At 76.4% G+C, this 26,459-nt stretch carries 28 protein-coding genes, 1 tRNA gene and 1 other RNA gene; 17 read left to right on the plus strand and 13 right to left on the minus strand.

The annotated features are described in order from the left end of the window. The first annotated feature begins 4 nt into the window (after nucleotides 1-4). The gene (locus Cph01nite_RS12705; protein WP_203674722.1) at nucleotides 5-748 is read left to right on the plus strand and encodes an efflux RND transporter periplasmic adaptor subunit; all 744 of its coding nucleotides are present in this window, start codon (nucleotides 5-7) and stop codon (nucleotides 746-748) included. Beyond that, on the plus strand, nucleotides 745-2,865 hold the full coding sequence (locus Cph01nite_RS12710) for a glycosyl hydrolase (RefSeq protein ID WP_203674724.1): 2,121 nt from the start codon (nucleotides 745-747) through the stop codon (nucleotides 2,863-2,865). The genes Cph01nite_RS12705 and Cph01nite_RS12710 overlap by 4 nt, the downstream gene beginning before the upstream one ends. Here the strand turns inward: Cph01nite_RS12710 and Cph01nite_RS12715 are convergent. Together Cph01nite_RS12715 and Cph01nite_RS12720 are read right to left on the minus strand one after the other, a co-directional pair. Further along, nucleotides 2,791-4,077, minus strand: a complete 1,287-nt coding sequence (locus tag Cph01nite_RS12715; RefSeq protein ID WP_239069243.1) for a glycosyltransferase 87 family protein — start codon at nucleotides 4,075-4,077, stop codon at nucleotides 2,791-2,793. The two genes, Cph01nite_RS12710 and Cph01nite_RS12715, sit on opposite strands and share 75 nt — an antisense overlap. 215 nt (nucleotides 4,078-4,292) lie before the next feature. Further along, entirely contained in the window at nucleotides 4,293-4,490 is a 198-nt protein-coding gene (locus tag Cph01nite_RS12720) for a hypothetical protein (protein WP_203674726.1), read from the minus strand. Between the two features lie 153 nt (nucleotides 4,491-4,643). Between Cph01nite_RS12720 and Cph01nite_RS12725 the strand changes: the two genes are divergently transcribed. Next, nucleotides 4,644-5,981 carry a uracil-xanthine permease family protein gene (locus tag Cph01nite_RS12725; RefSeq protein ID WP_203674728.1) on the plus strand — a complete coding sequence of 446 codons (1,338 nt, stop codon included), beginning with the start codon at nucleotides 4,644-4,646 and terminating at the stop codon, nucleotides 5,979-5,981. Between the two features lie 10 nt (nucleotides 5,982-5,991). Here the strand turns inward: Cph01nite_RS12725 and Cph01nite_RS12730 are convergent, their stop codons facing one another. Both Cph01nite_RS12730 and Cph01nite_RS12735 read right to left on the minus strand, forming a co-directional pair. Continuing rightward, nucleotides 5,992-6,678, minus strand: coding sequence for a LytR C-terminal domain-containing protein (locus tag Cph01nite_RS12730; RefSeq protein WP_203674730.1), 687 nt, complete (start codon nucleotides 6,676-6,678; stop codon nucleotides 5,992-5,994). A 37-nt stretch (nucleotides 6,679-6,715) separates the two neighbouring features. Beyond that, complete coding sequence (locus Cph01nite_RS12735) at nucleotides 6,716-7,012, minus strand: type II toxin-antitoxin system VapB family antitoxin (RefSeq protein WP_203674732.1); 297 nt, start codon at nucleotides 7,010-7,012, stop codon at nucleotides 6,716-6,718. Nucleotides 7,013-7,164: 152 nt separating this feature from the next. Here Cph01nite_RS12735 and Cph01nite_RS12740 point away from each other — a divergent pair, with 152 nt between their 5' ends. Genes Cph01nite_RS12740 through Cph01nite_RS12750 form a run of 3 tightly spaced genes read left to right on the plus strand, consistent with a single transcriptional unit; the run spans nucleotide 7,165 to nucleotide 9,994 of the window. Beyond that, nucleotides 7,165-7,791 (plus strand): CDP-alcohol phosphatidyltransferase family protein, encoded by a 627-nt coding sequence (locus Cph01nite_RS12740; protein WP_203674734.1) that lies wholly within the window; start codon nucleotides 7,165-7,167, stop codon nucleotides 7,789-7,791. After that, complete coding sequence (locus Cph01nite_RS12745) at nucleotides 7,788-8,723, plus strand: phosphatidate cytidylyltransferase (protein WP_203674736.1); 936 nt, start codon at nucleotides 7,788-7,790, stop codon at nucleotides 8,721-8,723. Before Cph01nite_RS12740 ends, Cph01nite_RS12745 begins: the two co-directional genes overlap by 4 nt. Next, a complete protein-coding gene (locus tag Cph01nite_RS12750) occupies nucleotides 8,720-9,994 on the plus strand; it encodes a lysophospholipid acyltransferase family protein (protein ID WP_239069244.1) in 1,275 nt (424 codons plus the stop codon). Before Cph01nite_RS12745 ends, Cph01nite_RS12750 begins: the two co-directional genes overlap by 4 nt. Nucleotides 9,995-10,024: 30 nt before the next feature. Here Cph01nite_RS12750 and Cph01nite_RS12755 read toward each other — a convergent pair whose 3' ends face one another. From Cph01nite_RS12755 to Cph01nite_RS12770, 4 genes are all read right to left on the minus strand, one after another. Beyond that, the gene (locus Cph01nite_RS12755; protein WP_203674738.1) at nucleotides 10,025-10,777 is read right to left on the minus strand and encodes an HAAS signaling domain-containing protein; all 753 of its coding nucleotides are present in this window, start codon (nucleotides 10,775-10,777) and stop codon (nucleotides 10,025-10,027) included. Next, nucleotides 10,774-11,157, minus strand: a complete 384-nt coding sequence (locus tag Cph01nite_RS12760) for a PadR family transcriptional regulator (RefSeq protein WP_203674740.1) — start codon at nucleotides 11,155-11,157, stop codon at nucleotides 10,774-10,776. The genes Cph01nite_RS12755 and Cph01nite_RS12760 overlap by 4 nt, the downstream gene beginning before the upstream one ends. A 145-nt stretch (nucleotides 11,158-11,302) precedes the next feature. After that, complete coding sequence (locus Cph01nite_RS12765; RefSeq protein WP_089797961.1) at nucleotides 11,303-11,506, minus strand: cold-shock protein; 204 nt, start codon at nucleotides 11,504-11,506, stop codon at nucleotides 11,303-11,305. A 190-nt stretch (nucleotides 11,507-11,696) separates the two neighbouring features. Beyond that, complete coding sequence (locus tag Cph01nite_RS12770) at nucleotides 11,697-12,182, minus strand: hypothetical protein (protein ID WP_203674742.1); 486 nt, start codon at nucleotides 12,180-12,182, stop codon at nucleotides 11,697-11,699. 172 nt (nucleotides 12,183-12,354) lie between these two features. Here Cph01nite_RS12770 and Cph01nite_RS12775 point away from each other — a divergent pair, with 172 nt between their 5' ends. Beyond that, entirely contained in the window at nucleotides 12,355-12,579 is a 225-nt protein-coding gene (locus Cph01nite_RS12775) for a PLDc N-terminal domain-containing protein (protein ID WP_239069245.1), read from the plus strand. A 27-nt stretch (nucleotides 12,580-12,606) separates the two neighbouring features. Here Cph01nite_RS12775 and Cph01nite_RS12780 read toward each other — a convergent pair whose 3' ends face one another. Together Cph01nite_RS12780 and Cph01nite_RS12785 are read right to left on the minus strand one after the other, a co-directional pair. After that, nucleotides 12,607-12,903, minus strand: coding sequence for a DUF1905 domain-containing protein (locus Cph01nite_RS12780; RefSeq protein ID WP_203674744.1), 297 nt, complete (start codon nucleotides 12,901-12,903; stop codon nucleotides 12,607-12,609). Between the two features lie 9 nt (nucleotides 12,904-12,912). Continuing rightward, complete coding sequence (locus Cph01nite_RS12785) at nucleotides 12,913-14,250, minus strand: glycosyltransferase (RefSeq protein ID WP_203674746.1); 1,338 nt, start codon at nucleotides 14,248-14,250, stop codon at nucleotides 12,913-12,915. Nucleotides 14,251-14,346: 96 nt separating this feature from the next. Between Cph01nite_RS12785 and Cph01nite_RS12790 the strand changes: the two genes are divergently transcribed. Beyond that, nucleotides 14,347-14,973: a TetR/AcrR family transcriptional regulator gene (locus Cph01nite_RS12790; protein WP_203674748.1), complete on the plus strand. Its 627-nt coding sequence runs from the start codon at nucleotides 14,347-14,349 to the stop codon at nucleotides 14,971-14,973. A 16-nt stretch (nucleotides 14,974-14,989) separates the two neighbouring features. Here Cph01nite_RS12790 and Cph01nite_RS12795 read toward each other — a convergent pair whose 3' ends face one another. Continuing rightward, a complete protein-coding gene (locus Cph01nite_RS12795) occupies nucleotides 14,990-15,277 on the minus strand; it encodes a DUF4287 domain-containing protein (protein ID WP_203674749.1) in 288 nt (95 codons plus the stop codon). 93 nt (nucleotides 15,278-15,370) lie between these two features. Then, entirely contained in the window at nucleotides 15,371-15,739 is a 369-nt protein-coding gene (locus Cph01nite_RS12800) for a rhodanese-like domain-containing protein (protein ID WP_203674751.1), read from the minus strand. Between the two features lie 141 nt (nucleotides 15,740-15,880). Here Cph01nite_RS12800 and Cph01nite_RS12805 point away from each other — a divergent pair. Both Cph01nite_RS12805 and Cph01nite_RS12810 read left to right on the plus strand, forming a co-directional pair. Continuing rightward, nucleotides 15,881-15,965, plus strand: a tRNA-Ser gene (locus Cph01nite_RS12805). A gap of 124 nt (nucleotides 15,966-16,089) precedes the next feature. Then, nucleotides 16,090-16,830 carry an AAA family ATPase gene (locus Cph01nite_RS12810; protein ID WP_203674753.1) on the plus strand — a complete coding sequence of 247 codons (741 nt, stop codon included), beginning with the start codon at nucleotides 16,090-16,092 and terminating at the stop codon, nucleotides 16,828-16,830. Nucleotides 16,831-16,870: 40 nt separating this feature from the next. Here the strand turns inward: Cph01nite_RS12810 and Cph01nite_RS12815 are convergent, their stop codons facing one another. Then, nucleotides 16,871-18,148: an amidohydrolase family protein gene (locus Cph01nite_RS12815; protein WP_203674755.1), complete on the minus strand. Its 1,278-nt coding sequence runs from the start codon at nucleotides 18,146-18,148 to the stop codon at nucleotides 16,871-16,873. A gap of 167 nt (nucleotides 18,149-18,315) precedes the next feature. Here Cph01nite_RS12815 and Cph01nite_RS12820 point away from each other — a divergent pair, with 167 nt between their 5' ends. The 7 genes from Cph01nite_RS12820 to Cph01nite_RS12850 all read left to right on the plus strand — a co-directional run bounded on the left by Cph01nite_RS12820 (nucleotide 18,316) and on the right by Cph01nite_RS12850 (nucleotide 26,437). Then, a complete protein-coding gene (locus Cph01nite_RS12820) occupies nucleotides 18,316-19,275 on the plus strand; it encodes a hypothetical protein (RefSeq protein WP_203674757.1) in 960 nt (319 codons plus the stop codon). Between the two features lie 46 nt (nucleotides 19,276-19,321). Beyond that, nucleotides 19,322-19,418: signal recognition particle sRNA small type (gene ffs, locus Cph01nite_RS12825), an RNA gene on the plus strand. A 137-nt stretch (nucleotides 19,419-19,555) separates the two neighbouring features. After that, nucleotides 19,556-20,377 carry an ABC transporter ATP-binding protein gene (locus tag Cph01nite_RS12830; protein WP_203674759.1) on the plus strand — a complete coding sequence of 274 codons (822 nt, stop codon included), beginning with the start codon at nucleotides 19,556-19,558 and terminating at the stop codon, nucleotides 20,375-20,377. Then, nucleotides 20,374-21,735, plus strand: a complete 1,362-nt coding sequence (locus Cph01nite_RS12835) for an FtsX-like permease family protein (RefSeq protein WP_203674761.1) — start codon at nucleotides 20,374-20,376, stop codon at nucleotides 21,733-21,735. The genes Cph01nite_RS12830 and Cph01nite_RS12835 overlap by 4 nt, the downstream gene beginning before the upstream one ends. Before the next feature lie 84 nt (nucleotides 21,736-21,819). Beyond that, nucleotides 21,820-24,531, plus strand: a complete 2,712-nt coding sequence (locus tag Cph01nite_RS12840) for a DNA polymerase III subunit gamma and tau (protein WP_203674763.1) — start codon at nucleotides 21,820-21,822, stop codon at nucleotides 24,529-24,531. A 134-nt stretch (nucleotides 24,532-24,665) separates the two neighbouring features. Continuing rightward, a complete protein-coding gene (locus tag Cph01nite_RS19245; RefSeq protein ID WP_203674765.1) occupies nucleotides 24,666-25,850 on the plus strand; it encodes an OmpA family protein in 1,185 nt (394 codons plus the stop codon). Nucleotides 25,851-25,891: 41 nt separating this feature from the next. Continuing rightward, nucleotides 25,892-26,437, plus strand: coding sequence for a hypothetical protein (locus Cph01nite_RS12850; protein ID WP_203674767.1), 546 nt, complete (start codon nucleotides 25,892-25,894; stop codon nucleotides 26,435-26,437). The last annotated feature ends 22 nt before the right edge of the window (nucleotides 26,438-26,459 follow it).

Genomic DNA, 26,459 nt, shown 5'->3' on the forward strand with positions numbered 1-26,459 from the left:
TCCCATGACCTGGGCCAGCCGCATCCGCCTGCTCGCGGGCACGTTCCTCGTGCTCGTCGTCGCCGCCCTGGCGACCTACCACCTCAACGAGACCCGAGGTCGCGCCACCAGCAGCTCGGCGCAGATCCTCGCCCAGACCTACGCCGTCGGCAGCCCGTACGCGGGCCTCGTCGCCGACCACCTCGTCGACGTCGGCGACGAGGTCGAGGAGGGCGACCCGCTGTTCGTCATCGACTCCGCGGGCCTGACCTACGACCTCGCGCACGGGCTGGTCACCGACCCGCCCGAGTTCACGTCCCTCGACGACCAGGGCCGGCTCGTCGTCCTGGCGACCGGTGACGGCCGCGTCACGCAGCTCACCGCGACGCGCGGGACCTTCGTGCCGACGGCCTCGACGCTCGCGACCGTGCAGCGCGAGGACACGCTGTACGTCCAGGGGGAGTACACCCTGACGGCCAAGGAGTACGCACGCCTGCCCGACGGCGCCGACGTGACCATCACCCTGCCCAACGAGTCGACCCTCGCCGGGCGGGTCCAGCGGGTCGACGTCACCACGGTCGACGGCCAGGCGCAGGCCGTGGTCCGCATCACGAGCGACGAGCTGGTCGACGGTGCGGACAACGGCCTCGTCACGGCCGGCACGCCCGTCGTCGCGCAGATCGCGCTGACGAACGACGGCGTGGTGACCACCGTCGCCGGCAAGGTCCGCACCTACGTCGAGTCGTACGTCGACGGGGTGCTCGGGTGACCGCGGACCGCACGGTCCTGCCCGGCACGTCCCGGGTGCGCTGGCTGGTCGCCCTCGGGCTGGTCGCCGCGCTCGCGGCGACCGCGCTGCTCGTCGCCCGGCCCTGGGCGGGCGGCACCATCGCGCCCGCCGCGGGCAGCGGGGAAGGTGCGCCCGCGGCCCCCGTCGTCGGCCCCCCGGACGCGACACCGCCCGACGTGGACGCCGACGCGCTGACCGGCGCGCTCACCCAGGCGCCGGACGCGACGATCACGCCGGTGCGCCTGGCCGACGGCCTCGCGCCGCCGTCCAACCGCTGGTACTCGGGCCTCGTCTTCGGCGAGGAGCTGCTGCCGGTCTTCCCGCTGCCGCTGTCGTTCGCCCTGACGGAGAGCGGGTTCACGGTCGGCCTGCCGGACCCCGTCACGAGCGCGGCCGTCGTCATGGGACCCCACGTCCCGGCCGTGACCGTCGACGTCGGCGCGGCGTCCGCCGTGGTCGTCGCCGCGGACCCCGTGGCCGTGACCACGCGCCTGCTCGACACCGGCGGTGCGCCGCTGGGTGACGTCACGGTCGCCGCAGGCTCGCCGTTCGCGTCGTTCACGGCGGCGTCGGACGTCGAGGTCGCGGCCGGTGCGGACTTCGGTGAGCTCACCGACGGTGTCGCGACCGCGCAGGTCGCCGGGACCACGTGGGCCCTGGCGGCCTCCGCCGGCACGCTTGCCGGGGGCACGCTCACCCTGCCCGCCGGGGCGACCGCCGCCTGGTACGCGCTGCCCGACGACCCGTCCGACGACGCCGCCGCGGTGCTCGCCGCCGCTGCCGTCGACCCCGTCGTGGGTGTCGACGTGACCTACGGCGTCGGCGACGACGTGGCGCGCACGACCCTGACGTACCGCACCGCGGGCGCCACGCCCAGCGCGTACGTCCTCATGCGGCACCACACCACCGGCAGCCAGCCGGAGCGCGACGGCTGCGGCCTGGGCACCTACCGCAGCGTGTACGGCACGCTCGAGCTGTGCGCCGGGTCGACGCTCACGTCGTACGCGCCGACCCTGCACCCGACCGGGCGGCTCGACCTCGCGGACGTCGACGACGCCCGCCGGGACGCAGTCCTCGCGCAGCTCGCGCAGGACGTCGCCGCCACCGGGGCGTTCGCGTCCGACTCGTACTTCGGGTCCAAGCACCTGTACCGGGCCGCGACGCTCGTCACCCTGGGCGAGGAGCTCGGGGCCGACGACGTGGTCGCGGACCTGCGTGCCCGCGTCGCCGACGCGCTGCGCGAGTGGGCCGAGCCGACGGGGTGCGACGCGCGCGACGCCCGCTGCTTCGTGTACGACGCGGACGCCCGGTCCGTCGTCGGGCGGACCCCGGCGTTCGGCTCCGAGGAGCTCAACGACCACCACTTCCACTACGGGTACCTGCTGAGTGCCGCGGGCCTGCTCGCCGCGGACGACCCGGACCTCGTCGAGGACCTGCGCACCGTGATGGACGCGCTCGCCGCCGACATCGCGGCTGCGCAGCCGTCCGACGCGCTGCCGCAGCTGCGGACGTTCGACCCGTACGCGGGCCACGCGTGGGCGTCCGGGCCGTCGGTGTTCGCCGACGGCAACAACCAGGAGTCGGCCTCCGAGGCCGTCAACGCCTGGAACGGCATCGGGCTGTGGGCGCAGGCGTCCGGCCAGGACGACCTGCTCACGCAGGCCACGTGGCTGGCGTCGACCGAGGCCGCGTCCGCGCGCGACTACTGGACCGACCCCGACCTTGACGACCCCGTCATGGACGGGTTCGAGCACCGGGTCGTCGCCCTCAACTGGGGCGGCAAGCGCGACTGGGCCACGTGGTTCAGCCCCGAGCCCAGCGCGATGCTCGGCATCCTGCTCATCCCCATGGGGCCGGTGTCGGACTACCTCGCGGTGGACGTGGACCCGGCGGACATCCTCGCGGCCGTCGACGAGGCGAGCCCCGACGGGCCGGACGTGATGTTCGGCGACTACCTGCTGATGTACCGGGCGCTCGCGGGCCCGGACGAGGCGGCCGCCGCCTGGGACGACGCGGTCGGGCTACCCGACACCTCGATCGACGACGGCAGCTCCCAGGCCTACCTCCTGGCCTGGTTGGCCGCGCACGGCGCCTGACGCGTCGGCGGCCGGTGACCCACCGGCCGCCGACGTGGCGTCCTGCGGGCCGGCGTCCCACGGCCGCACCAGGTGCCGCACCGCGACGACGAGCAGCACGACGAGGGCGACGTTGCGGGCCGCGAGCACCGACGTCGTCCACGGCAGGCCGGCGATCACCTCGCTGTACCACCAGGGGTAGACCCACTGCGTCGCGGCGGCGGCACCCAGCAGCCCGAGGGCGGAGCGGCCCCACCGCGGCGCCCCCAGCGCCAGCGCCACCGCGACCGGGGGCGCCAGCCACGCCATGTACTGCGGGCTGCCCACCTTGTTGACGACGACCAGCACGAGGGTCAGCACGAACGTGCCGCGCAGCACGACCTCGAGGCGCGGCAGCTCCTCGGTCCAGAACCGCGGCCCGTGCTGCCGCCGGCGCCACCACAGCAGCCCGGTGACGGCGAGCACGGCCAGCGGCAGCAGCGCCCCGAGGGCGTCGGCGGTGGCCTGCGTGCCCGGCCCGTGGATCTCGTAGGTGATGAGCACGAGGTCGAAGTCGCGTCGGATCGTCGGGGTCCACAGCCCGGCGACCAGCCAGGGCGTCGCCGCCACGGCCTCGACCTGCAGGCCGCGGGTCTCCTGCTGGCGCACGAACGAGGCGACCTCCGCGCCCCCGCCGAGGGCGACGACGGTGCCGACGACGACCGCGCACACGACCAGGCCCGGGACCACGACGTCCCGCCACGGCCGGCGCGCCGCGACGAGCAGCGGCAGGGCCGCGGCGCCCGGGGCGACCTTGATCCACGCGGCCACGGTGACCAGCGCCGTCGCCGCCCGCGGGTGCCGCAGGGCGAGCAGCAGGGCCACGATGCTCAGCGGAGCCGCCACGCCCTCGAGCCGGCCCATCGCGACCGGGCCGAGCAGCGCCGTGAACGCGAGCCACCACGTCGCGGCCAGGTGCCCGCGGGGTGCCCGCAGCAGCAGCGCGACGGCCGCGGCGCCGAGCAGGGTGACGAGGACGCACCACGCCTCGGCGTACGGCGCCGCGTCCGTGACGCCCACGACCGCGGGCGCCAGGATCGGCAGGAGCGCGCCGGCGGGGTAGACCCACGGCCCGTCGAGCACGGGCCACGTGCCCTCCGTCAGCCCTGCCTCGACCCACCGGCGGTACAGGTCGACGTCGGCGAACGAGCCGGCCATGGGGCCGGTGCCGAGGTGGGCCAGCCAGCCGTGCACCGCGGCGAACAGCAGCCAGACCAGCGTGGTCCGGCCGCCGCGGCTCGCGAGCAGGCGCGCGGCGGTCGTGCGCAGGGCGGTCCCGCCGCCGGTCGTGGCGGGGTCCGGGGCTCCGGGCAGGGCGGCCTCCGGGCGGTCGGCGGCGGGCGGGACGGCGCCAGACTAGGGGACGACGTCGCACGTCCGACACCCGGCCGCCCGGACCGGGGCACCGCTCAGATCGGGCGGACCGCCGGCTGGCCGACGCCCGGCACGCCGCCGAGCGCGGGCGGGAAGCCCGGTGCCGCCTCGGGCGCGTCGAGGATCTGGTCGACCTCGGCCGGGTCGGACTCCGGCGCGATCGGCGCGGTGGCCGCGACAGGGTCGGGCGCGTCGTCGGTCGGCGGGACGTCGGGGGTCGTCGGCTCGGTCATCACGTGCTCCTTCGCCTCGGGTCCAGAGGGTCAACGGTCGCACGTCCGGCGGCGTCCCGCTCGTCGCCGTCGTGCCGCGGACGTCGGTCCCTCCCGCGCGACCCCCGGGGTCGCTACCCTCGCGTCGGCGACCACACGCGACGAGGAGCAGACATGAGCGGCTGGGGCTGGACCGTGCACGGTGACGGACGGACGGTGCCGCCCGGTGAGGTGGTGGCGCCCGAGGAGCGGCTCGCGTGGGGGCGCACCGTCGGCATCGGCATGCAGCACGTCGTCGCGATGTTCGGTGCGACGTTCCTCGTGCCGCTCATCACCGGGTTCTCCCCGCAGACGACGCTGTTCTTCTCCGCGCTGGGCACCGCGCTGTTCCTCGTGGTGACGCGCAACCGGCTGCCCAGCTACCTCGGCTCCAGCTTCGCGTTCATCGCCCCGGTGATGGCGGCCACGGCCAGCGGCGGCGAGTCGGTCGCCGTGGGGGGCATCCTCGTCACCGGCGTCGCGCTGTTCGTCGTGGGCGTCGTCGCGCACGTGGCCGGCACGCGGTGGATCGACGTGCTGATGCCGCCGGTGGTGACCGGCACGATCGTCGCGCTCATCGGCTTCAACCTCGCGCCCGCCGCGTGGGGCTCGTGCGGCGATGACGGCACGTGCTCGGGGTTCCGCGCCGCGCCCGTCACCGCGACCGTCACGCTGCTCGCGATCGTCCTGGTCACGGTGCTGTTCCGCGGCATCCTGGGGCGGCTGTCGATCCTGGTCGGCGTGCTCGTCGGGTACGGCGTCGCGCTGCTGCGCGGCGAGGTGCAGCTCGACGCCGTGCGCGAGGCCGCGTGGGTGGGGCTGCCGCCGTTCGTCGCGCCGACGTTCGACGTGGGCGTCCTCGGGCTCTTCCTGCCCGTCGTCCTGGTCCTCGTCGCGGAGAACGTGGGGCACGTGAAGTCCGTGGCGGCGATGACGGGCAAGGACCTCGACCCGTACGTGGGCCGCGCGCTCATGGCCGACGGCCTGGCGACGACGCTCGCCGGCACCGGCGGCGGGTCCGGCACGACGACGTACGCGGAGAACATCGGCGTCATGGCCGCCTCCCGCGTGTACTCGACGGCGGCGTACTGGGTCGCGGCCGCGACCGCGCTCGTGCTGGCGCTGTCCCCGAAGTTCGGTGCCGTGGTCGCGACGATCCCCGCGGGGGTGCTCGGCGGCGCGGCGGCCGTGCTGTACGGGATGATCGGGCTGCTCGGCGCGCGGATCTGGGTGCAGAACCGGGTCGACTTCTCCGCACCCGTCAACCTCATGCCGGCGGCGGTCGCGCTCATCGTCGGCATCGCCAACTTCACGTGGGACGCCGGTGACCTGCGGTTCGAGGGCATCGCGATCGGCACGGCGGTGGCGATCGGGCTCTACCACCTCATGCGGGGCATCGCGCTGTGGCGCGGCACGCACGACGAGCCGGCGACGCCCGCGTCGGTGCCCGGGGGCGACGAGCTGGAGCGCTGAGGCGGGGCCGTCAGCCCTCGGCGGGCTGCTCCTCGGCCGGCTGCTCCTCGGCGGGCTGCTCCTCGGCGGGCTGCTCGGCGGCGGGCTCCTCGGGAGCCGCGACGGGGGCGGTCATCTCCGCGAACGGGATGCACCCCTCCGGGCCGACCAGCGGTGCCGCCGGGTCCAGCGCGACCTGGTCCTGGGGGACCAGCCCGGCGTAGTCGCCGCCCACGATGAAGTCGACCAGCCCGGTCTCGCGCGCGTCGTTCTGCAGGACCGCGTCGGGCACGTACGCGTGCAGCGTGTACGCGGCGGCGCTGCCCGCGGCGCCGTAGATGATGCGCCCGGCACCGGTGACCGGCGACGGCGCGTTCTCGGTGACGCCGATGACGAAGCCGCGCTCGGCCAGCTGCGTCGCGGTCGTGCCGGCCAGGCCCGCGATGCCCGCGCCGTTGTAGACGTCGACGGTGATCTGCGACGTCGCCAGCGGCAGCGCGCCCTCGGGCGGGCAGTACGTGCGGACGGCGGCGACGTCGACCGTCGGCTTCGCCGAGAACTCCCGCTCGAGGAACGGCAGCGACAGGCTGTCGGTGTACAGGGCGGCGGCCCCGAGGCCGGCCACCGCGAGCACGGCGAGCAGCACGCCGAACACGACGGCCTGCCGCTCGTGCATGTGCCGACGCCGCAGCGCGCGCGCCCGGTCGTGGTCGCTCACCAGGTCCAGCCCTTCACCGTCGTGCGGCCCGCCGCGCTCACGTCAGCACCAGCACCCGCGCGTGCAGCAGCGCCCGCTGGTGCAGGGCCGCACGCACGGCACGGTGCAGCCCGTCCTCCAGGTACATGATCCCCTTGTGCTCGACGACGTGGGCGAACAGGTCGCCGTAGAACGTCGAGTCCTCGGCCAGCAGGGCCTCGAGGTCCAGGGTGCGCTTGGTCGTCACGAGCTCGTCGAGCCGCACCTGACGCGGTGGCACGTCCGACCACTGCGCGGGGGTCGTCAGCCCGTGGTCCGGGTACGGGCGCCCCTCGCCCACCGCCTTGAAGATCACGGGCCGAGTGTAGAGGGTGCCCCGCCCGCAACCCCGGACCGTCCGCGCCACACCCCCCGAGTCCACCCGCCCGCGCACCCCGGTCGGGCCGCCCGGGTGAACGGTCGGGCGGCGCCGGGGCGACCGGCAGGGCTGTGGGTACAGTCGCCCGCATGCCGTCGCTGTACGCGCTCAAGCCCTGGTACACCCGGCGGCTGCACCGGTTCGTCCACGGCGCCGTGGCCCGTGGCACGTCGCCCGACGTCTTCACGGCGGTCGGTGTCGCCGGCGCGGCGCTCGCCGGGGCCGCGATCGCGCTCGGCTGGTGGCCGGTGGCCCTCGTGATGCTGGCGGTGCGGCTCGCGGGCGCGAACCTCGACGGCGCCGTCGCCCGCGCCCGGGGCGTCACCCGGCCCTGGGGGTTCGTGCTCAACGAGCTGGGGGACCGCGCGTCGGACCTGCTGATGTGGGCGGGGCTGGCGGTCCTGGCCGTGCGGACCGGCGGGGACGCCGTCGCCGGCCTCACGCCGCTGGCGTGGGTGCTCGTGGCCGCCGCCGCGGCGACCCTGCCGACGTTCGTGTCCTTGGCGGGGGCCGGTGCCGGCGCGCCGCGGCTCAACGGCGGACCGGTCGGCAAGACCGAGCGGTGCGCGTTCGCGGTGCTCGCGGCCGCCGTGCCCGGTCTGCTGCCGGGCGTGGCCCTCGTGCTGGTCGTCGGGTCGGTGCTCACCGCGGCCGTGCGGGCGCGGCGCGTCCACCGCCTGCTGGCGGGTGCGCGGCCCGTCGGGTCCGGCGCGTGACACCCGACCCGACGCAGCGCCCCGGGGTCCTCGACCCGCTGGCGGCGTGGACCGGGCTGGACCGGACCGCGTACGCGCTCGACGTCCGGCTCGGCGGGTGGCACCTCGACCTCGACGGCCGCGCCGTGTTCCTCCTCGCGCTCACCGCCGCGATCCTCACGGTTGCGGCCGTCCCCGTCCTCCTCTCGCGCCGGCCCGAGCTGCGGCGGCGCTGGACGACGTGGGCGCTGATCCTGCCGGTCATCGGCATCCCGATGTGGCTCGGACCGGGCCCGACGGCCCTGCTCGCGGCGCTGCTGGCGCTGCAGGCCGTGCGGGAGTTCGCGACCATGACCCGCCTGCCGCGGCCGGAGACGGCGATCCTGCTGGTGCTCGCGGTGGCGTACCCGCTCGCGGCGTGGCTCGACCCCGGCCTGCTCGCGCTCGTGCCGCTGGTCGCGCTGCTGTGCGCGGTGCCCGCGGTGCTCGCGGGCGACGCCGACCGCGGCGTCGAGCGGGCCACGGGCGCGGCGTTCGGGTCGATCTGGCTGTGCTGGTCGCTCGCGCACCTCGTGCTGGTCGGGTCCGACGCGTTCCTGCTCTGCTTCGCGGCCGCGGCGACCGACGTGGCGGCGTGGTGCGGCGGGCAGGGCCTCCGGCGGTTCGCGTGGGCGCGCCGGCCCCTGTCGCCGCTGAGCCCGAACAAGACGGTCGGTGGTCTGGTGGGTGCGGCCGTCGGTGGCACGATCGTCCTGCTCGTCCTCGGTGCGTTCTCGGCCGGTCTGGTGGTGGCGGTGGTCCTCGGCGGCGTGGGAGGTGACCTGGTGGAGTCGATGGTGAAGCGACGCGCGGGCGTCAAGGACGCGGGCACGTGGCTGCCCGGGTTCGGCGGGCTGCTCGACCGGGTCGACTCGCTGCTGCTCGTCCTGCCGCTGGCCTGGGTGCTCGCGTGAGCGCGGACGCCCCCGCGGAGGAGGCCGGGCAGGCCCACGGGCACGCACCGGCGGAGACGTTCCAGCGGCTCCGCCGCCGCGTCGGGCTGCCGCCGGGCTTCAACCTGGCCGGGGCCGTGCGGCACGTGGCGTGGCGCACGGCGTTCCACCTCGTGGGGGGCTTCCGCGTCGTGGGGTCGGCGCCCTACGAGGCGATGGTCGTCGTCGCCAACCACTCGTCCCACGCGGACACCCCGGCGCTCATCGCCGCGTTCCCCGCCCCTTACAAGCCGGTCGTGGTGGCGGCGGGCGACTACTGGTTCGACACGCCGTGGAAGGCGCGGGCGCTGAAGCTCGCGATCGGCGCCGTGCCGGTGCGCCGGCACGGCGGCGGCGGGTACGACTCGCTCATCGAGGGCGCCACGCAGGTGCTCGGCAGCGGGTCGAGCCTGCTGGTGTTCCCCGAGGGCACGCGCTCGACCGACGGCCGGCTGGGCCGGTTCCGCAGCGGGGCGCTGCGCATCGCGCAGGAGTTCGACGTGCCGATCCTGCCGGTGGCGGTCGTCGGCACGGGTGACCTGCTGGCGAAGAAGGGGCGTCTGACGCCTGGGCCCGTGGAGGTGCGCGTCGGGCACCCGGTGGACCCGCACGAGCTCACCGACATGGCCCCGCTCGTCGCGCAGATCGAGGGGATGCTCGCAGCCGGCCCCGCGGTGCCCTCGCGCTCGCGGACCTGGCGCGTGCTGCGCAACGTCATGTCCGGGCCCGCCGGGATGGTCGGTGCGGTCGCGTGGGGGTTCGCCGAGGCCGTCAGCCTGCCGGTCACCTCGGAGATGTACCTCGTGCTCGTCGCCGCGTCGCACCCGCGCCGCGTCCTGCCCGCGGCCGGGTGCCTCGCCGTCGGGTCCGTCGCGGGGGTGCTGGTCACGCGCGCGCTCACGGCCCGCGGGCAGCAGCCGCCCGCGCCGCTGACGACCCGGGCGATGCGCGAGCGCGCGGCGCTCGACCTCGCGGTCGACGGCGCCCGCGGCATCTGGCGGCAGGCCCTCAACGGCGTGCCGGTCAAGGTGTACGCGGCGGCGGCAGGTGCGGCGGGCGTGCCCGCGGCCCCGCTGGCCGTGCACGCGCTCGGCGCGCGGGGTGCGCGCTCGCTGGCGGTCGGTGCGGCGGTCGGGGTGGCGGCCGGTGCCACCGCCCCGGTGCTGCGCCGGTTCTACGGGCCGTACCTGGTGGGCGCGGGCGTGACCTTCGCGGTGGGCCTGGCCGCCGTCGTGCGGCGCTGGAGCCGCTGACCGCGCGCCGCGTCGGTCCCGCCGCGGCGGTCAGCCGCCCTGGCGCACGACGAGGACGGCGACGGTGACGACCGCCGCGAGGCCCGCGACATGCAGAGCGGTGGTCCGCAGGGCGAGCCGGCGCGCGTCGCGCCGGGCCGCGACGGTGACGGCCTCGCGGTCCGCGCCCGGCGCCAGCACCGGGTCCGTCGGCACGGGGCGCCGCGCCCACGTGACGGCCGTCGCGGCGAGGACGAGGCCGGCGACGACGGTGACGGGCGCCGCGGGCCACGTCGCGACGTGCCACCCGCGTCCCAGCCACACGAGGCCGATCTGCGCGCCCGTCACCGCCAGGCACACGAGCCAGATCCGCCAGAACGGGCTGGCGATGAGGTAGCGCAGCACGGCCGTGCCGTGGCGCTGCACGACGAACGGCAGGACGACGGCGGACGCCGCCAGCGCGAGCAGGCCGCCGGTGACGGTGACCGTGCCGTCGCTCAGCCAGGACACCAGGCCGTCGACCCCGGCGATGAGCACGGGACCCCCCACCGCGATCGGCAGCATGTCCCGCGGGTCGTCCGGCGTCGGGCGGGCCGCCGTCTGGGCGAGCGTCGCGGCGTACCGGGCGGGGTCGCCGAACGCCTCCTCGGCGGTGGTGCCCGCGTCGACGACGTGCGACTCGACCTCGGTGAGCGCGTCGCCGATCACGTCGCCCGGGACGTCGCGCAGCCGCAGCTCGACCACGAAGTCGTCGACCCACGCGGCGTCGACGTGGGGGGCGATGTCGGTCGGTTCGGTGCTCATGACGTGCTCCCCGGGGTCGTGACGAACGTCTGGGTCAGGTCGGCGAAGCGCGCCCAGCGCGCCGCCTCGTCGTGCAGGTGGGTGCGGCCGGCGTCGGTCAGGGCGTAGTACTTGCGACCGGGGCCGCCCGCGCCGGGCCGCCACTCCTCGGTGAGCAGCCCGGCGGCGTGCAGCCGGCCGAGCAGCGGGTAGAGGGTGCCGCCCTTGATCTCGCCGAGGCCGGCGGCCGCGAGCCGCTGGGAGATGTCGTAGCCGTACGTCGGGCCGTCGGCCAGCACGCGCAGCGCGCACAGCGACAGGACGCCGCGCAGCCACTCGCCGGGCCAGTCGGCGGCGGGCACCACGACCGACGCGTCGGTGGCGGGGGTCGTGGCGGGCATGGCTAGACAGTACGGCTGACTAGATAGGCACGCAACCCACCCGCGGGGGACGCCGCGGGACATGCTCGGGAGACAGGCGAAGGGCGCCCCGACCAGTGGTCGGGGCGCCCTTCGGTGAGCCCGTGGGGCTCGGTGAGCTCGTCGCTCAGGCAGGTGCGACGTTCGAGGCCTGCGGGCCCTTGGGGCCGGCCTGCACGTCGAACTGCACGCGCTGGTTCTCCTCGAGCGAGCGGTAGCCCTGCGTCTGGATGGCCGAGTAGTGGACGAAGACGTCCGGGCCGCCGTCCTCGGGGGCGATGAAGCCGAAGCCCTTCTCAGCGTTGAACCACTTCACGATGCCAGTGGGCACGTCATTCTCCTCATGCGGTTACTACGGACCCGACGACCGGGACCGGTGAATCACGGTGGTCGTCGTCCGCTCCGGAGAACGGGACAAACAAAGCACTGCGACTACGTGGTACAGCGTAGCGGCAGGGATCGCGCCAGCGCGAGGGGTTCAGCCGCACGGACCTGCACGATCCCGGGCCTGCCGGCGCGGATCAGCCGATCGTGGCCGAGAGACGCAGCCGGTCGCCCAGGCTCACGTCGTCGACCCGCAGGCGCAGGCCCTGCGCGGCGGGCAGCATCTCGCCGACCAGCGGGCCCAGACGGTCCAGGTCGACCTCCACGAGCGTCGCCCCCTCCCGGGTGTGGACGCTCGCGACGCCCGGCGGCAGCTGCGCGAGCTGCTTGCGCAGGGCGTCGGTGACGAAGCCGCTGAGGTCCATGCGCATCACCGGGTGCGACGCGACGACCGCCAGCCCCCAGGTGCGGCCCGTGATGCCCCGGTCCTCGACGCGCACGTCGACCGGTCCGGCGAGCTTGGTCGCCATGCGCACCGCGCCGGGGACGCCCGGCAGCTCGTGCACCTTCACCTGGGCCAGCACCCGGCGGTCCTCGCCGCGGACGTCGGTCACGGCGGACGGGATCGCGTCGGCCGCACGGGCCAGGGTCAGGGCCTCGTCGAGACCCAGGGTGAGCTCCATGACGCCAGGCTACGCACCGCGGGCACCGCCGGCGCAGCAGACGCAGCGGGCGCAGCGGCACCGTGCGCCCGTGCGCGGGGTGCAGGACGTCCGACCCTGCGGCCCACGCCCTGCGGGGGCACGATGGGTGCACCGTCCCCGCGCCACCGCGCGCCCGTCCCGGAGGTCCACCGTGCACCTGCAGCTGAGCAACTGGCGAGAGATGCGACCGGCCCAGCGGGCCGTCGCCGCCACCCTGGGGGCGGCGCAGGTCGCACTGACGGCGGCCGCCTACCGCGACCTGGTGAAGCGCCCGTCGGACCAGGTGAACGGGCCCAAGCTCGCGTGGGGGCTGGCGCTGCTCGTCAACTGGGCGGGGCCGTTGGCGTACTTCGCGAAGGGCCGCGTCAGCTCCTGACGGCGCACGGGCCCGCCCTGCCGGCGGTCACACGTCGACGAGGCGCAGCCGCACGTGCACGACGTCGCCCACGGCGACCCCCGCCGCTGTGCGCACCGCCTTCTTCACCGGCAGCACGTAGGTCTCGCGCCGCTTGTCCGGGAACAGCGACGTGCGCCACGTCGTCGCCCCCAGGCTCACCTCGACGCGCACGGAGCCGAACCCGCCCTGACGCCCGCGCGTGAGGTCGTCGACCTCGTCCGCGACGTCGAACGGCAGCGACACGAACACCCACGAGCCGTTCTCCACCTGCCACAGGTGCACGTCGGCCTCGAACTCCGCCACGGCGCGACGCTACCGCCCACCCCCGACAGCGGGTCGTGGTGGGTCGCCGGCCCCGGTGCGCGTGGTGCCCTCGACGGCCTCGACGACGCCCGGCAGCCCGGGCGCCGCCGCCACCTGCTCCGCCAGGCGCTGGGCCGCGGCGCGGTACGACGGGTCCGTACGGACCTCCCGGACGGCGTCGCGCACCTGGTCCGGCGTCGGCCGGTTGCCGCGCAGCCGCACGCCCACGCCGCTCCACGCGACGCGCGCCCCCACCTCCGCCTTGTCCTCGGTGGCGCCCGCGACGACCAGCGGCACCCCGTGGGCGAGCGCCCAGTGCACGCCCCCGTAGCCGCCGTTGGTGACCATGACGTCGGTCCGCGGCAGCAGCGCCGCGTACGGGACCATGCGCGCGGCGCGGACGTTGGCGGGCAGGGGGCCGAGCCGCTCGACCGGGGTGCCGCCGGTCGCGGCGACGACCAGCACGTCCTCCTCGGCGAGGGCGTCGACCGTCGGCCGCAGCAGCTGACCCACGTCGTCATTGGCGACCGTGCCCTGCGTGACGTGCACGACGGTGCGCCCGTCGAGGTCGCCCCACCACGGCGGCAGCGTCCCGGGATCCACGTCGACGCTGCCCGGCCGCGGCACGCCCGCCGGCCCGACGAGCCGGAAGGCGTCACCCAGCCCGGGGCGCGGGTACTCGAACCCGGGGACCGTCAGCTGGACCGTCACGTCGGCGCTGTGCGTCCACCCGAACAGGAAGCCGCTCGGCGGACGCCCGCCCGCGTCCCGCACCGCCCGGCGGGCGGCGACCTGCGCCGGCCGCAGCGCCACCTGCTCGACGGCGACCCGCACGAGCGCGTCGCGCACCCGCCCTCGGACGCCCGGCAGCGGCGTCAGGCCGGGGCCGAACGGCGGGACGCCCGGGTGCCGCGCCGCGGACGGGAAGATCGACACCGCGACCGTCCGGGGCCGGTGCGCGCGGGGCCGTGACGTCACGGCGTACGCGCCCAGGAGCAGGGGCTCGAACACCAGCGTGCCCACCGTGGGGTCCAGGACCGCGTCGAGCGCCGCGACCTGCGCCCCGATCCGTCCGACGAACAGGTGCTCCAGGTCCCACCGCAGCAGCCCGATCCCGGTGCGTCCGGCCCGCTCGGGGTGGTCCGCCTCGAGGGTCCGCTCGTCGAACCCCGCGTCCGGCGGCAGGGGCACCAGCTCGGCGCCGGTCGACTCCACCTCGGCGCGGAAGCGCGCGCCGGTGAGGAACCGCACGCGGTGGCCGGCGTCGACCAGGGCGCGGGCGACGGCCAGCAGCGGGGTGACGTGGGCGTGCACGGGGCACGCGGCGACGACGGTCGTGGGGCGCATGCGTCCTCCGCTGGCTCGGGCCGCCCTCGGCGTCGGCACGGCCTAGGCTGTCGGCAACTGGCGGAGCCTTTCACCACGCCGACAGGGAGGGCAACGGTGGCCCCTGAGACCGCACGTCCCTACCGGTCCCCGAAGCGTGCCGAGCAGGCCGCGGTCACGCGTCGCCGCGTCCTGCAGGCCGTCGCCGACGAGGTCGCGTCGGTGGGGTACGAGGCCGCCACCCTGGGGCGCATCGCGCGTCGCGCCGGGGTCTCGGTCGCGACGGTCAAGGCGCAGGGCCCCAAGCGGGAGCTGCTCGTGCGCGCCTTCGAGCTGGTGTTCGTCGGCCCCGACGAGCAGGGCGCCACGAAGTCCCCGGACCTGCCCGACGACCCGGAGGCCCTGCTGGGTCGCACGACCGGGTTCATCGCCGACGCCTACGCCCGCACCGTGCGGCTGTGGGAGGCGTTCGTCGTTGCCGCGGGCACCGACCCCGAGGTGCGCGACGAGTACGTCGCGATGACCGAGAGGCGCCGCGCCGCGATGCGCGGGCTGCTCGCCCAGCTCACCGCACGCGGGGTGCCCCGGCCGTTCGACCTCGAGCACGTGCTGGACGTCACCGAGCTGCTGTACTCCCACGAGGCCTGGCGGCGGTTCGTCGAGGAGCGCGGCTGGAGCCGCGAGCGCTGGGTCACGTGGACGGTGGCCTCCACGCTCGCGGTGATGGGCGGGGCGCTGCCCTGACGCTGCACGCGGGCCGTCACCAGGGCCGCGTGGCCCTGCCGTCCAGCCACAGCGTGTCCGACGCGTCGCGGTGCGTCCCGGAGGTGCCGACGTGCGTGCTCGCGATCTGCGGACCCTTGGTGATGACGTGCACCATCGCCATGCCGTGCCCGCGACCCAGGCCGTAGTCCTCGGCGAGCCACGCGAGGATCGGGGCCGCCTTCGTCGACGCGTCGAACCCCCGCTCGTGCGCGAGGTCGAGCAGCCGGCGGGGCGTGAGGCCGGTCTTCTCCTCGACGGCGTCGAGGTAGGCCTGGAACGACATGAGGGCTCCTTCGGTCGGGGGCGGTACGGGGTGGACCACCGCGGGGCCGCGGAGTCACCGGGTCGTCGCGCGACGGACCGGCCTGCCGGCGGGTCAGCGGCGGACGGCGCCACCCGCAGCCTGCCAGGCGCCGATGCCGCCGGACAGGCTCGTGGCCTGCAGGCCGAGCGAGCGCAGCTGCCGGGCGGCGGTGCGCGACCGCATGCCGGACGCGCACATGACGACGACCGGGGCGTCGGCCCGTAGGCGGCGGGGCGCGTCGGCGACGGAGCCCAGCGGCACGTGCACGGCCTGGGGGGCGTGGCCGGTGCTCCACTCGGAGCGCTCGCGGACGTCGAGGAGGCCCGCGCCGTCGCGGACGAGCTGCACCGCGGTGGGTCCGTCGACGGTCGAGGGCAGGCCGCCGTCGTCGGAGCGACCGAGGAGGCGGGACAGAGCGGCGCGGAGGCTCGGGAAGGGCATGCGCGAGACGATACCCCCCGGGGTATGCGCGCGCAACGACGGGGCGCCGCCCGCCGCCCCGCGGCCCCGCGTCCGACGGGCGCGAGTTCTCCGCTAGACTCCTACCCGCAGTACGCCCGCTCACGCCGGCGTGCAGCACCAGGAGGATTCGCCTAGTGGCCTATGGCGCACGCTTGGAAAGCGTGTTGGGTGCAAGCCCTCGGGGGTTCGAATCCCCCATCCTCCGCCGTTCGAAGGGCCCGTGACCTGCAGCGATGTGGGTGGCGGGCCCTTCGTCGTCCACGGGGCCGCGCGGCATGCGGCGGGCGCCGGGCGTCGACGACGTCGGTGGTCCGTGGTGGGGTGGTCCCATGGTCGCGCGCACGGGTCCGTGGAGCACGCTGCCCGTGCGACGCGTCCAGGCCGGTGACCCCAAGCTCGACGGTGAGCGGGGCGGGGACTGGCACCTGAGGATCCCCGCCGTCCGGCACGTCCTCGAGCAGGGCTGGGACCTGGGCCCGGCCACCGTGCTGGTCGGCGACAACGGCGCGGGCAAGTCGACGCTCGTCGAGGGCATCGCCACCACCTTCGGCATGGCGGCCGAGGGCGGCTCGACGGGCTCGATGCACCGCACCCGGCCCACCGAGTCGGGGTTCGCGCACGACATCCAGCTGGTCCGCGGTGCCGGCGCGCCGCGGCGCGGGTTCTTCCTGCGGGCCGAGACGATGCACGGCTTCTACACGTACCTCGACGAGCACCCCGGGTTCGACCCGGTGTTCCACGAGATGTCGCACGGGGAGTCGTTCCTCGAGCTCATCGGCTCGCGGATGATGTACCCCGGCCTCTACGTGCTCGACGAGCCGGAGTCCGCGCTGTCGTTCACCGGCAGCCTCGCGCTGCTCAAGCACCTGCACGACCTGGTGCAGCACGACTCGCAGGTGATCCTCTCGACGCACTCGCCGCTGCTGGCGTCCCTGCCGGGCGCGACGGTCTACGAGGTGGGGGAGTGGGGGCTGCGCGAGTGCGCCTGGGAGGACCTCGACCTCGTCAGGTCGTGGCGGGCGTTCCTCGACGACCCCCACCGATACCTGCGCCACGTCCTGGCGGACTGACGCGGCGCCCTCGTCCGGCCGGGGAGACGGGGTCAGGGGGTCAGGAGGTGAAGCGGGTGGCGCGCTCGCGGACGCGGCCCTCGCCCAGGCCCCCGCGGGCGTCCGGGTCCCACGTGTAGACCTCGGTGCCGGTGACGAACACGTGCTCGGCGCGGGCGGTCACGTCCAGCGGGTCGCCGGACCAGATCACGACGTCCCCGTCGAGCCCGGGGGTCAGCGACCCCACCCGGTCGTCCAGGCCCATGAACTGCGCCGGGTTCACCGTCAGCGCGCGCAGCGCCGTGTCCCGGTCCAGCCCCTCCTTGACGGCCAGCGACGCCTGGTGGACCAGGAAGTTGATGGGTACCACCGGGTGGTCCGTGGTGATCGCGACCCGCACCCCCGCGCGCGCCAGCACACCGAGGTGCGCGATCGAGCGGTTGCGCAGCTCGACCTTCGAGCGGGACGTGAACATGGGGCCGAAGATGACCGGCACGTCGCGCTCCGCGAGCACGTCGGCCACGGCCGCGGCGTCGGTGCCGTGGTTGATCACGAGCCGGTACCCGAACTCGTCGGCCAGGCGCAGCGCCGTGGCGATGTCGTCGGCGCGGTGGGTGTGCTGGTCCCACGCGAGCTCGCCGGCCAGCACGGCCGCGAGCGTCTCCCGGGCGAGGTCCCGGTCGAAGGGCTCACCCGTGGCGGCCGCCGCGTCACGACGTGCCGCGTACCCCTGCGCGTCGACGAACGCCCCGCGGATCACCGCCGCGACGCCCAGGCGCGTCGACGGCAGCTTCTTCTGCTCCCCGTACACGCGCTTGGGGTTCTCGCCCAGCGCCGACTTCACGGACACGTCGTGCCGGATCACCTGCTCGTCGACCGTCCGACCGCCCCACGTCTTGATCGCCACCGTCCGCCCGCCGATCGGGTTGGCCGACCCCGGCTTGACGACTGCGGAGGTCACCCCGCCGACGAGCGCGTCGCGGAACCCCTCGTCCTCGACGTTGATGCCGTCGATCGCCCGCAGCGCCGCGCCGTTCGGCGCCGTCCGCTCGTTGGTGTCGTCGCCGGCCCAGCCCTCGGCCTCCTCCATCACACCCATGTGGGCGTGCGCCTCGACGAACCCCGGCAGCACCCAGCGGCCCGTCGCGTCGACGACCCGGACCCCGTCGGGCACGACGACGTCCGTGCCGACGGCGGTGACCACACCGTCCTCGACGAGCACGGTCGCGCCGTCGACCGGGGGTGAGGCGACGGGGACGACGTGGCCGCCGACGATCGCGACGGACCCGCGAGCGGTGCGGATCGGGCTGGACGGGTCGGGGCGGCTCGGGTCGGGCATGGCGCCATCATGGCGCGCACCGGCCGGGGAGCGCCCGCGGTCCGCGCCGCGCGTCGCGACGTGCGTGCACCCTGCTGCCGGCGGGCACGTGTGAGGGGAGCGTGCAGGTCCGTCCCGCGGCAGCCGGACGGATGTCCGGATCGTCCCGCCATGGCTAGCGTGGTCCCATGACCCAGGACCCGTCGCAGACCTCCGAGGACCGCCCGCCGCACGGCGCCCGACCCGCGCCCGACGCGACGTCCCGGCGCCTGCTGGACGACTGGGACGTCGAGACGTGGCGCAGCCCGCTCGCGGGTGTCGCGGTCGGTGTCCTGACGCTCCCCGCCGTGGCGATGGCGCTCGTCGGCCTGCTGGTGCTGGCCGTGCAGGGCACGGCGACCTGGCTGCTCGTCACGCTGGCGGCCCTCGTCACCACGGCCCTCGGGGTGCTCGGCGCGGTCGTCGGTCTGCGCCGCGGTCACCGCGGGGTCGTGCACCGGCTGGCCGTCCTGGCCGTGGTGTGGGGGGTCGTCGTGACGGTCGCGGGCGTGGTGGTCGCGCTGTCGCTCGACGCCGACGAGCGCGTCGGGGTCGCGGTCCTGCTGGTCCTCGGCGGCACGTACACCGTGGTCGTCGGCCTGGGGCTGTGGGGTGCCTCGCGGCTCATGGCGGCGCCCGCCGGTGCCGACGCGCACGGCGGGAGCGACGGCGCCGCGGACCCGTCGCCGCGCACGGGCGCGTCGCCCACGGTCGGCGAGGCCACGACGCCCGCGGCGGCCTCCGACGACGACGCCCTGGCCGACTGGCCCGAGTGGGGCGGCGACGCCGCGCCCGGCAGCGACCCCGCGCCCGGCAGCGAGCCTGCGCGCGGCGGCGACCTGTCCCGCCCCGGCCCCGCCCCGCTGGAGGCGGCCCCGGTGCGTCACGACGTCGAGGACGTCGTCGACGCGGACGTCGTGGAGCCGCCGACCGCGGCGCCCCGCACGGCACGCTCGTCGGCACCGAGCCCGGCGCGGCGCAGCGTCACGTCCAGCAGCCCCGCCCGCCCGCGGCGCACCGCGCCGGCCGGCCCGGCCACCGAGCGCATCGCCCGGCAGGACGGCGACGACGGCCCGCCGACGCAGCGCATCCCGCCCGTGGCCTACTGAGCCGACGCGCTGCACGACCGCCCCGCCACCTGCGTTAAGGTGGTGCGCAGACCCCTCGTACGGCGTCATCTCGCTGAACTCCCCCAGGGCCGGAAGGCAGCAAGGGCAGGCGAGCTCTGGCGGGTGTGCGGGGGGTCCTTGCATGCCCGCGGACGACGCGGAGTGCGACCGGGGGCGGGTCCGCCGGCGTGCGGCGTCCGCCCCGGGTCGCAGGCGGTGCGGGCGGCGACGGGCCCCACGCGGGACGCGCGCGGCACGCACCCGGCCGGACGATCGACGCATGAGCGACACCACCCCCGTCACGTCGGCCTGGGCCGGCGCCGTCCCCCGTCTCGCGGCCCGCGGGCTCGTCCACCGGTTCGGTGACACGTCCGCCCTGGCCGGCGTCGACGTCGACCTCGCCGACGGCGAGTCGCTGGCCGTCATGGGCCCGTCGGGGTCCGGCAAGTCCACGCTCCTGCACGTCCTCGCCGGGATCCTCGTGCCCACGTCGGGCACGGTCGCGCTGCGCGGGCTGGAGGTGCAGGCGCTGTCCGAGAAGGAGCGCTCGCTGCTGCGCCGGCGCCGGTACGGGTTCGTCTTCCAGCTCGGCCAGCTGCTGTCGGAGCTGTCGGCGCTGGAGAACGTCGCCCTGCCCGCCATGCTCACCGGGGCCTCGCGCGCCGACGCGCAGGCGTCCGCGGGGCAGTGGCTCGCGGCGCTGGGGCTCGCGGGGGCCGAGGGGCGCCGGCCCGGTGAGCTGTCGGGCGGGCAGGCGCAGCGCGTGGCGGTCGCCCGGGCGCTGATCACGCGCCCCGAGGTCGTGTTCGCCGACGAGCCGACGGGCTCCCTCGACCAGGCCACGGGCCACGACGTCATGCAGGTGCTCCGCGACGCGACGCGCGCGGTGGGGGCGTCGCTGGTCGTCGTCACGCACGACGCGGACGTCGCCGCCTGGTGCGACCGGCGGATCGACGTGCGCGACGGCCGGGTCGTCGCACCGGGGTCGACGACCGGCGGCGGTGCCGGCCCGCGACCCGGTGAGCGCGACGCGGGCGTCCTGCCGGCGCACCTCGGTGCCGCGCGGGTCGCGGACGTCTTCGGTGCCGGTGGTGCCCGGTGAGCGTCAACCCGGTCCTGGCGCTGGCGCCGCGGCTGCAGCGCGCCGGCGGGCGCGACAGCCGCACGACGACCCTGCTCGCGGTGACCGCGTTCGCGGTGTCCACCGCGCTGACGCTGTCGGTCGTCGCCGCGCTCCTCGGGTTCGTGGCACGGGCGGACCGGCCCACCACGGCGCTCGAGCGCGAGGTCGGCGGCTTCTACGTGATCCTCGCCGTGACCGCGACGATCCTGCTGGTCGTGCCGCTGCTCACCCTCGGGGGAGCGGCCGCACGGCTCGGGGTCGCGCGGCGCGACGCCCGGCTCGCGGCGCTGCGGCTGCTCGGTGCGACGCCGCGCGAGGTCGTCGGGCTGACGCTCGTCGAGACCGCGCTGCAGGGGCTCGCCGGTGCGGTCGTCGGGACCGTCCTGTACGGCGCGCTGCTGCCGGTGTGGACGCAGGTGCCGTTCCAGGGACGGCCGTTCACCGCCGGCGAGCTGTGGGTCGGCGTGCCCGTGGTGCTCCTGGCGTGGCTGGTCGTCCCGCTGCTCGCGGCCGTCAGCGGTGCGGTGTCGCTGCGCCGGGTCGTGGTCTCGCCGCTGGGCGTCGCGCAGCGCGCGGCCCGGCCGCGGCTGCGGGCGGTGCGGGCCGTGGTCGTCGTCGTCGCGATGGGGTTCTTCATGATCGTGTCGGGGATCGGCGGGATGCCGCTGGCGGCGTTCGTCGCCTTCCTGCTCGGCGGTCTGGCGCTGGCGTTCCTCACGATGAACGCGGTGGGGCCGTGGGTGCTGGGGCTGCTCGGCCGCCTGCGGCTGCGGACGGCCCGCACGCCCGCGCAGCTGCTGGCGGCGCGTCGGCTGCTCGACGACCCGCGGGCGACCTGGCGCGTCGTCGGCGGGCTCGGCCTCGCGTCGTTCGTCGCCGGGTGCCTGGCGGTGGTGCCGACCATGGCGAGCACGGGCGGCGGCGGCGACCAGGACGCGCTGCTGACGGCCGACATCCTCACCGGCGCCCTGCTGACCCTGACGATCACGTTCCTGCTCGCGGCCGTGTCCGCCGGCATCGCCCAGGCGGCGTCCGTCCTGGACCGTCGCCGGGAGCTGTCGCTCGCGCGGCTGGCGGGCGTGCCCGCCGAGCTGTTCGACGAGGCGCGGCGCCGCGAGGTGCTGGTCCCGCTGCTGGTCGTGTCGGTGGGCTCGGCGCTCGCCGCGCTCGTGATGTTCTTCCCGCTGTTCGGGATGGCCGCCGTCACGGCTCCGCAGGGGCTGCTGCTGCTCGTGGGCAGCCTGACCGTCGGGGTCGCGCTGGTCGTGGCGGCCACCGAGGTCACCCGCCCCCTGCTGCACCGCGTGCTGGCGGACACGGTGGTGCGTGCCGACTGACCCGCCCGCCGCCCGGCCGCGACCGGCCCCGGCAGGTGGGGACGGCGGTGCCGGCCGGTGGGTGGTGGCGCTTAGGCTCGGGGCGTGACGACAGCGCTGTACCGCCGCTACCGGCCCGAGTCCTTCGCCGAGGTGATCGGGCAGGACCACGTGACCGCGCCGCTGCGGCAGGCGCTGCGCTCGGGCCAGGCCAACCACGCGTACCTGTTCTCCGGTCCGCGCGGGTGCGGCAAGACGACGAGCGCACGCATCCTCGCCCGCTGCCTCAACTGCGCGGAGGGCCCCACGGACACCCCGTGCGGCGTGTGCCCGTCGTGCGTCGAGCTGGCCCGCGGCGGCTCCGGGTCGCTCGACGTGGTCGAGATCGACGCCGCCAGCCACGGCGGTGTCGACGACGCCCGTGAGCTGCGGGAGCGGGCGACGTTCGCGCCCGCGCGCGACCGGTACAAGGTCTTCATCCTCGACGAGGCGCACATGGTCTCCCCGCAGGGCTTCAACGCCCTGCTGAAGATCGTCGAGGAGCCGCCGCCGCACGTGAAGTTCATCTTCGCCACCACGGAGCCGGACAAGGTCATCGGGACCATCCGCTCCCGCACGCACCACTACCCGTTCCGGCTCGTGCCGCCGGACGTGCTCGTCCCGTACCTCGAGCAGCTGTGCACGACCGAGGGCGTGCCCGTCGGCTCCGGCGTGCTGCCGCTGGTCGTCCGCTCCGGCGGCGGGTCGGTCCGCGACACCCTGTCCGTGCTCGACCAGCTCATCGCCGGGTCCGGGTCGGCAGGCCTCGACTACGAGGGTGCGGTCGCGCTGCTGGGCTACACGCACACGTCGCTGCTCGACGACCTCGTCGACGCGATCGCCGCGCGCGACGGCGCATCGGCGTTCCGGGTGGTCGAGCGCGTCGTCGCGACGGGCCACGAGCCGCGACGGTTCGTCGAGGACCTCCTGGAGCGCCTGCGCGACCTCATCGTCATCTCGGCCTCCGGCGAGGCGGCCGGTGCGGTGCTGCGCGACGTCCCGACGGACCAGCTCGACCGCATGCGCCGGCAGGCCACCCACCTGGGACCGTCCGAGCTGTCACGCTCGGCCGACCTGGCCAACGCCGCCCTCACCGAGATGGTCGGGGCGACGTCGCCCCGGCTGCACCTCGAGCTGCTGATGGCACGGCTGCTGCTGCCGGGCGCCGACGACACGCGCACAGGGCTCGGCGCTCGGATCGACCGGCTCGAGCGCGGGCTGCCCGCCGTCGGCGCCGCACCCGCCGTGCTCCACGAGGTGGCCGCGCCGCCTGCCGTCGCCCCGCCCGTGGCGCCCCCGCCGCCGCCCGCGCCCGCCGCCCGACCGGTGGCGGTCGTCCCGGACGAGGTGCACGAGCCCGAGGCGGCGCCCGCCCCCGCGCCGGAGGAGCCCTCCGGTCCCACCGCGTCGCGCGTCGCGGACACGGACACCGAGACCGAGACCGACACCGACGCGGACACCGACACCGACACGGACCTCGACGCCGACGAGGCCCCGCGGGAGGACGCAGCCGGGCGCGTCGACCCGTCCGCGGCGCCCGCGCCTGCGGCTCCTACGCCTGCGGCTCCCGCGCCTGCGGCTCCCTCTCCGGCGGTTCCCGCGCCGGCAGCTTCCGCGTCGGCAGCCTCCGCCCCGGCGGCGCCGGTACCGGGTGCCGCCGCGGCCGCGGCCGACACCGAGATGCTGCGACGTCGGTGGCCCGACGTGCTGACCACGCTGCGGCGTCTGCGGCTGCCCTCGTGGGCGCTCGTCAACCAGCACGCGCAGGTCCTCGAGCTCGACGCGACGACGCTGCGCCTCGGCTTCGCGCAGCCCGGGCTCGTCACCACCTTCCGCAACAGCAACCACGGCGACGTGGTCGCGCGCGCGCTCTCCGAGACCCTCGGCGTCACCGCACGGGTCGAGGCCGTGCTCGACGAGCCCGCCGCCGCGAGCCCGCGGCCGGCCGCGACGTCGACCCCCGGCGTCCCGCAGGGCCCGACCGCGATGTCGCGGGAGCGGGCGGCGGCGTCCTGGGACGACCCGGTCGCGTCGCCGCGGCAGGCCGCGCGCCCCGAGGGTGAGCAGCCCACCGGCGCCGCGGGCCACGCGGCGCCCCCTGGCCACGCCGCGACCCCGGGCCACCCCACCCCGGGTCACCCCGCTCCGGCTCAGCCCACCCCGGATCGCCCCGGCGGGACGTCGCGCGAGCGCACCTCGAGCACCGGCGGCCCCGGCGCGGACCCGTCGGGCCCGCAGGCGCGCCGGCCGGACGGGCCGGGTGCCGGAGCCGACCGGGCAGCGGGCGCCGGTGGACCCGGACGGCCCGTCCCGCCGTGGGAGTCCGGCCCCGGTGACAACGCACCGGGCGACGGCGCGTCGGCCCCCCGCGAGGCGCCCGGCCCCGGAGCCCGGGGCTCGGCAGCGGACGGGAGCGGCCCGACCGTCGCCCACCCGACGGACGACGACATCCCGCCCGGCGACGAGCCGGACGACCCCTGGCGCAGCGGCCCGGTCGCACCACGCCCGGCCGCCGCTGCCCCGCCCGTCCCGGACCGCGCCCCACCCACGGCCGGAGGCCCGGCCTCCGCGGGCGCCCCGACCTCCGCGCCTGCGGGCGGGACGGCCCGCGAGCGCGGCGTCGCCGCCGCGCGCGCGGCCGCCTCCCGCCGCCGGCCCACCGAGCCCGACGAGCCGTCACCCGACGACCCGACGATCGGCCAGTCCGGGCTCGTGGGGGCGCCGCTCGTCGCGCAGGTGCTCGGTGGGCGCGTCATCGACGAGCAGATCGACCTCTGAGACGACGGCTCGTCGGTCCGGTCGCCCGCGCGGGTGACGCCGCGGGTGAAACGTGCCGACCTGTCGCAGGACTGCGACACGTCCGCGACATCCTCGGGACCGTGACCCCGACGATCCGCCCTAGGTTGTCCGTCATGTCCGACGCCCTCGCACCGGTCACCCGCCGACCGTCCGCCGTCGTCGCGGTGCTCCTGACCACGCTGCTCACCGCCTGCAGCGGCGCCGTGGACACCGCCGCACCCAGCGCGGAGCCCACGCGTGACCGCGCCACCGCCCGTGCCACCGCCACCCCGACGGGTCCCGCGGTCCCCACGGTCCCGGGCTACGGCCCGGGCGAGGTCCCGCCCGTCCCCATGATCCTGCTGCCCGACCTCAGCATGCTCGACGCCTCGCTCGCGGGCTTCGCGATCGAGGTCGACGCGGCCGTGGGCGACCTGCCGGGCGTCCGCGTGCAGCCGCAGCGCTGCGACGCGCAGGGCGGCGAGCTGTGGGCCTACGGCGACGGGTCCGGCACGTTCACCGGCCCGGACGGGGCGGTCACCACGTACGGCGACGGCTCGGGGACGTACACCCTCAACGGCACCTCCGTCACCGTGTACGGCGACGGGTCCGGCACGTACGACGACGGCACGACCTCGGTCACCAGCTACGGCGACGGCTCCGGCACGTACGACGACGGCACGACGTCGGTGACGCTGTACGGCGACGGCTCGGGCACCTGGTCGCGCGGCGACCGCACCATCACCAACTACGGCGACGGGTCCGGGACCTACACGGCCGGGGACGTGACCATCACCCACTACGGCGACGGCTCGGGCCTGTACGACTCGCCCGACCTGACCGTGGAGAACCACGGCGACGGCACCGGGCTGGTCGGCACGGTGCCCGTCCGGGTGGAGCCGCTGGCGCCCGTGCCGCCGCTGGGCGTGTTCCCGTCGATGGGCGTCATCGGGCCGGCACCCTCGTGCGGCACGCGCCTCGTCCTCGACGCCGCCGTGCTCTTCGACTTCGACAGCGCGCAGGTGCGGCCCGACGCGGCCGCGACGCTCGACGCCGTGGCCCAGGTGCTCGCAGACGTCCCCACCGCGCGCGTCGAGGGCCACACCGACGCGATCGCCTCCGACGCGTACAACCAGGACCTGTCCGAGCGCCGGGCGGCGGCCGTCGCGGCGGCGCTGACGCAGCGCGGCATGCGGGGCGCCCTGGAGCCGGTCGGGTTCGGCGAGACGCGTCCTGTGGCACCCAACACGCGTGACGGCGCCGACGACCCCGCCGGGCGGCAGCTGAACCGGCGCGTCGAGATCGTCGTCCCGTCGTGAGCGCGTCACGTCCCCGACGGGCGCTCGCGGGGTGTGCGGTGGTGGCCGTGCTGCTGGGCGGCTGCTCGGTGGCGGTCGTCGACGCCGACGCGACGCCTACGGACGAGCTGACGCTCGTCGCGCAGCTCGACGCGCGGCGGGCGTCCGCCGAGCCGACGCCCGCCACCCGGGCGCCCCGCGCGCCCGGGACCGGGACGCCGGGTCCGTCGGCGTCGGACGCCGGGCCGCGCGGCTCGGGCCTGCCCCCGGTGCTCGAGCGTGCCGGTCTGACCGAGTCGGTCACCCGCACCGCGACGTGCGCGGGCGGTGACCTGACCGTCCTGGACGTGGGGGAGACGGTCGAGGTCACGGACGACTGCGCCACGCTGACCGTCCGCAGCGCCGGCACGCGCGTCCTCGCGGGCCGGGTCGAGCACCTCGTCGTCGACGCCTCCGGCGTGCAGGCCGTCGTCGCCCACGTCGGCACCGTCACCCTCCTGGGGGCGGGCGCGCGCGTGGCCTGGGAGGACGGCACGCCCCGCGTCGAGGCCACGGGCGCCGACGTCGGCTACGGCCCCGTGGGCGTCGTCCGCCTCGACGTCGACTGACCTGCCGCCCCCGCCCTGACCT

The sequence above is a fragment of the Cellulomonas phragmiteti genome, from assembly GCF_016862775.1.
GTDB lineage: Bacteria > Actinomycetota > Actinomycetes > Actinomycetales > Cellulomonadaceae > Cellulomonas > Cellulomonas phragmiteti.

Coding starts and splice junctions, on each gene's coding strand:
- Cph01nite_RS12705 (WP_203674722.1), top strand. CDS start 5: ATGACCTGGGCCAGCCGCATCCGCCTGCTCGCGGGCACGTTCCTCGTG.
- Cph01nite_RS12720 (WP_203674726.1), bottom strand. CDS start 4,490: ATGACCGAGCCGACGACCCCCGACGTCCCGCCGACCGACGACGCGCCC.
- Cph01nite_RS12725 (WP_203674728.1), top strand. CDS start 4,644: ATGAGCGGCTGGGGCTGGACCGTGCACGGTGACGGACGGACGGTGCCG.
- Cph01nite_RS12740 (WP_203674734.1), top strand. CDS start 7,165: ATGCCGTCGCTGTACGCGCTCAAGCCCTGGTACACCCGGCGGCTGCAC.
- Cph01nite_RS12755 (WP_203674738.1), bottom strand. CDS start 10,777: ATGAGCACCGAACCGACCGACATCGCCCCCCACGTCGACGCCGCGTGG.
- Cph01nite_RS12760 (WP_203674740.1), bottom strand. CDS start 11,157: ATGCCCGCCACGACCCCCGCCACCGACGCGTCGGTCGTGGTGCCCGCC.
- Cph01nite_RS12770 (WP_203674742.1), bottom strand. CDS start 12,182: ATGGAGCTCACCCTGGGTCTCGACGAGGCCCTGACCCTGGCCCGTGCG.
- Cph01nite_RS12785 (WP_203674746.1), bottom strand. CDS start 14,250: ATGCGCCCCACGACCGTCGTCGCCGCGTGCCCCGTGCACGCCCACGTC.
- Cph01nite_RS12795 (WP_203674749.1), bottom strand. CDS start 15,277: ATGTCGTTCCAGGCCTACCTCGACGCCGTCGAGGAGAAGACCGGCCTC.
- Cph01nite_RS12800 (WP_203674751.1), bottom strand. CDS start 15,739: ATGCCCTTCCCGAGCCTCCGCGCCGCTCTGTCCCGCCTCCTCGGTCGC.
- Cph01nite_RS12810 (WP_203674753.1), top strand. CDS start 16,090: ATGGTCGCGCGCACGGGTCCGTGGAGCACGCTGCCCGTGCGACGCGTC.
- Cph01nite_RS12815 (WP_203674755.1), bottom strand. CDS start 18,148: ATGCCCGACCCGAGCCGCCCCGACCCGTCCAGCCCGATCCGCACCGCT.
- Cph01nite_RS12820 (WP_203674757.1), top strand. CDS start 18,316: ATGACCCAGGACCCGTCGCAGACCTCCGAGGACCGCCCGCCGCACGGC.
- Cph01nite_RS12830 (WP_203674759.1), top strand. CDS start 19,556: ATGAGCGACACCACCCCCGTCACGTCGGCCTGGGCCGGCGCCGTCCCC.
- Cph01nite_RS19245 (WP_203674765.1), top strand. CDS start 24,666: ATGTCCGACGCCCTCGCACCGGTCACCCGCCGACCGTCCGCCGTCGTC.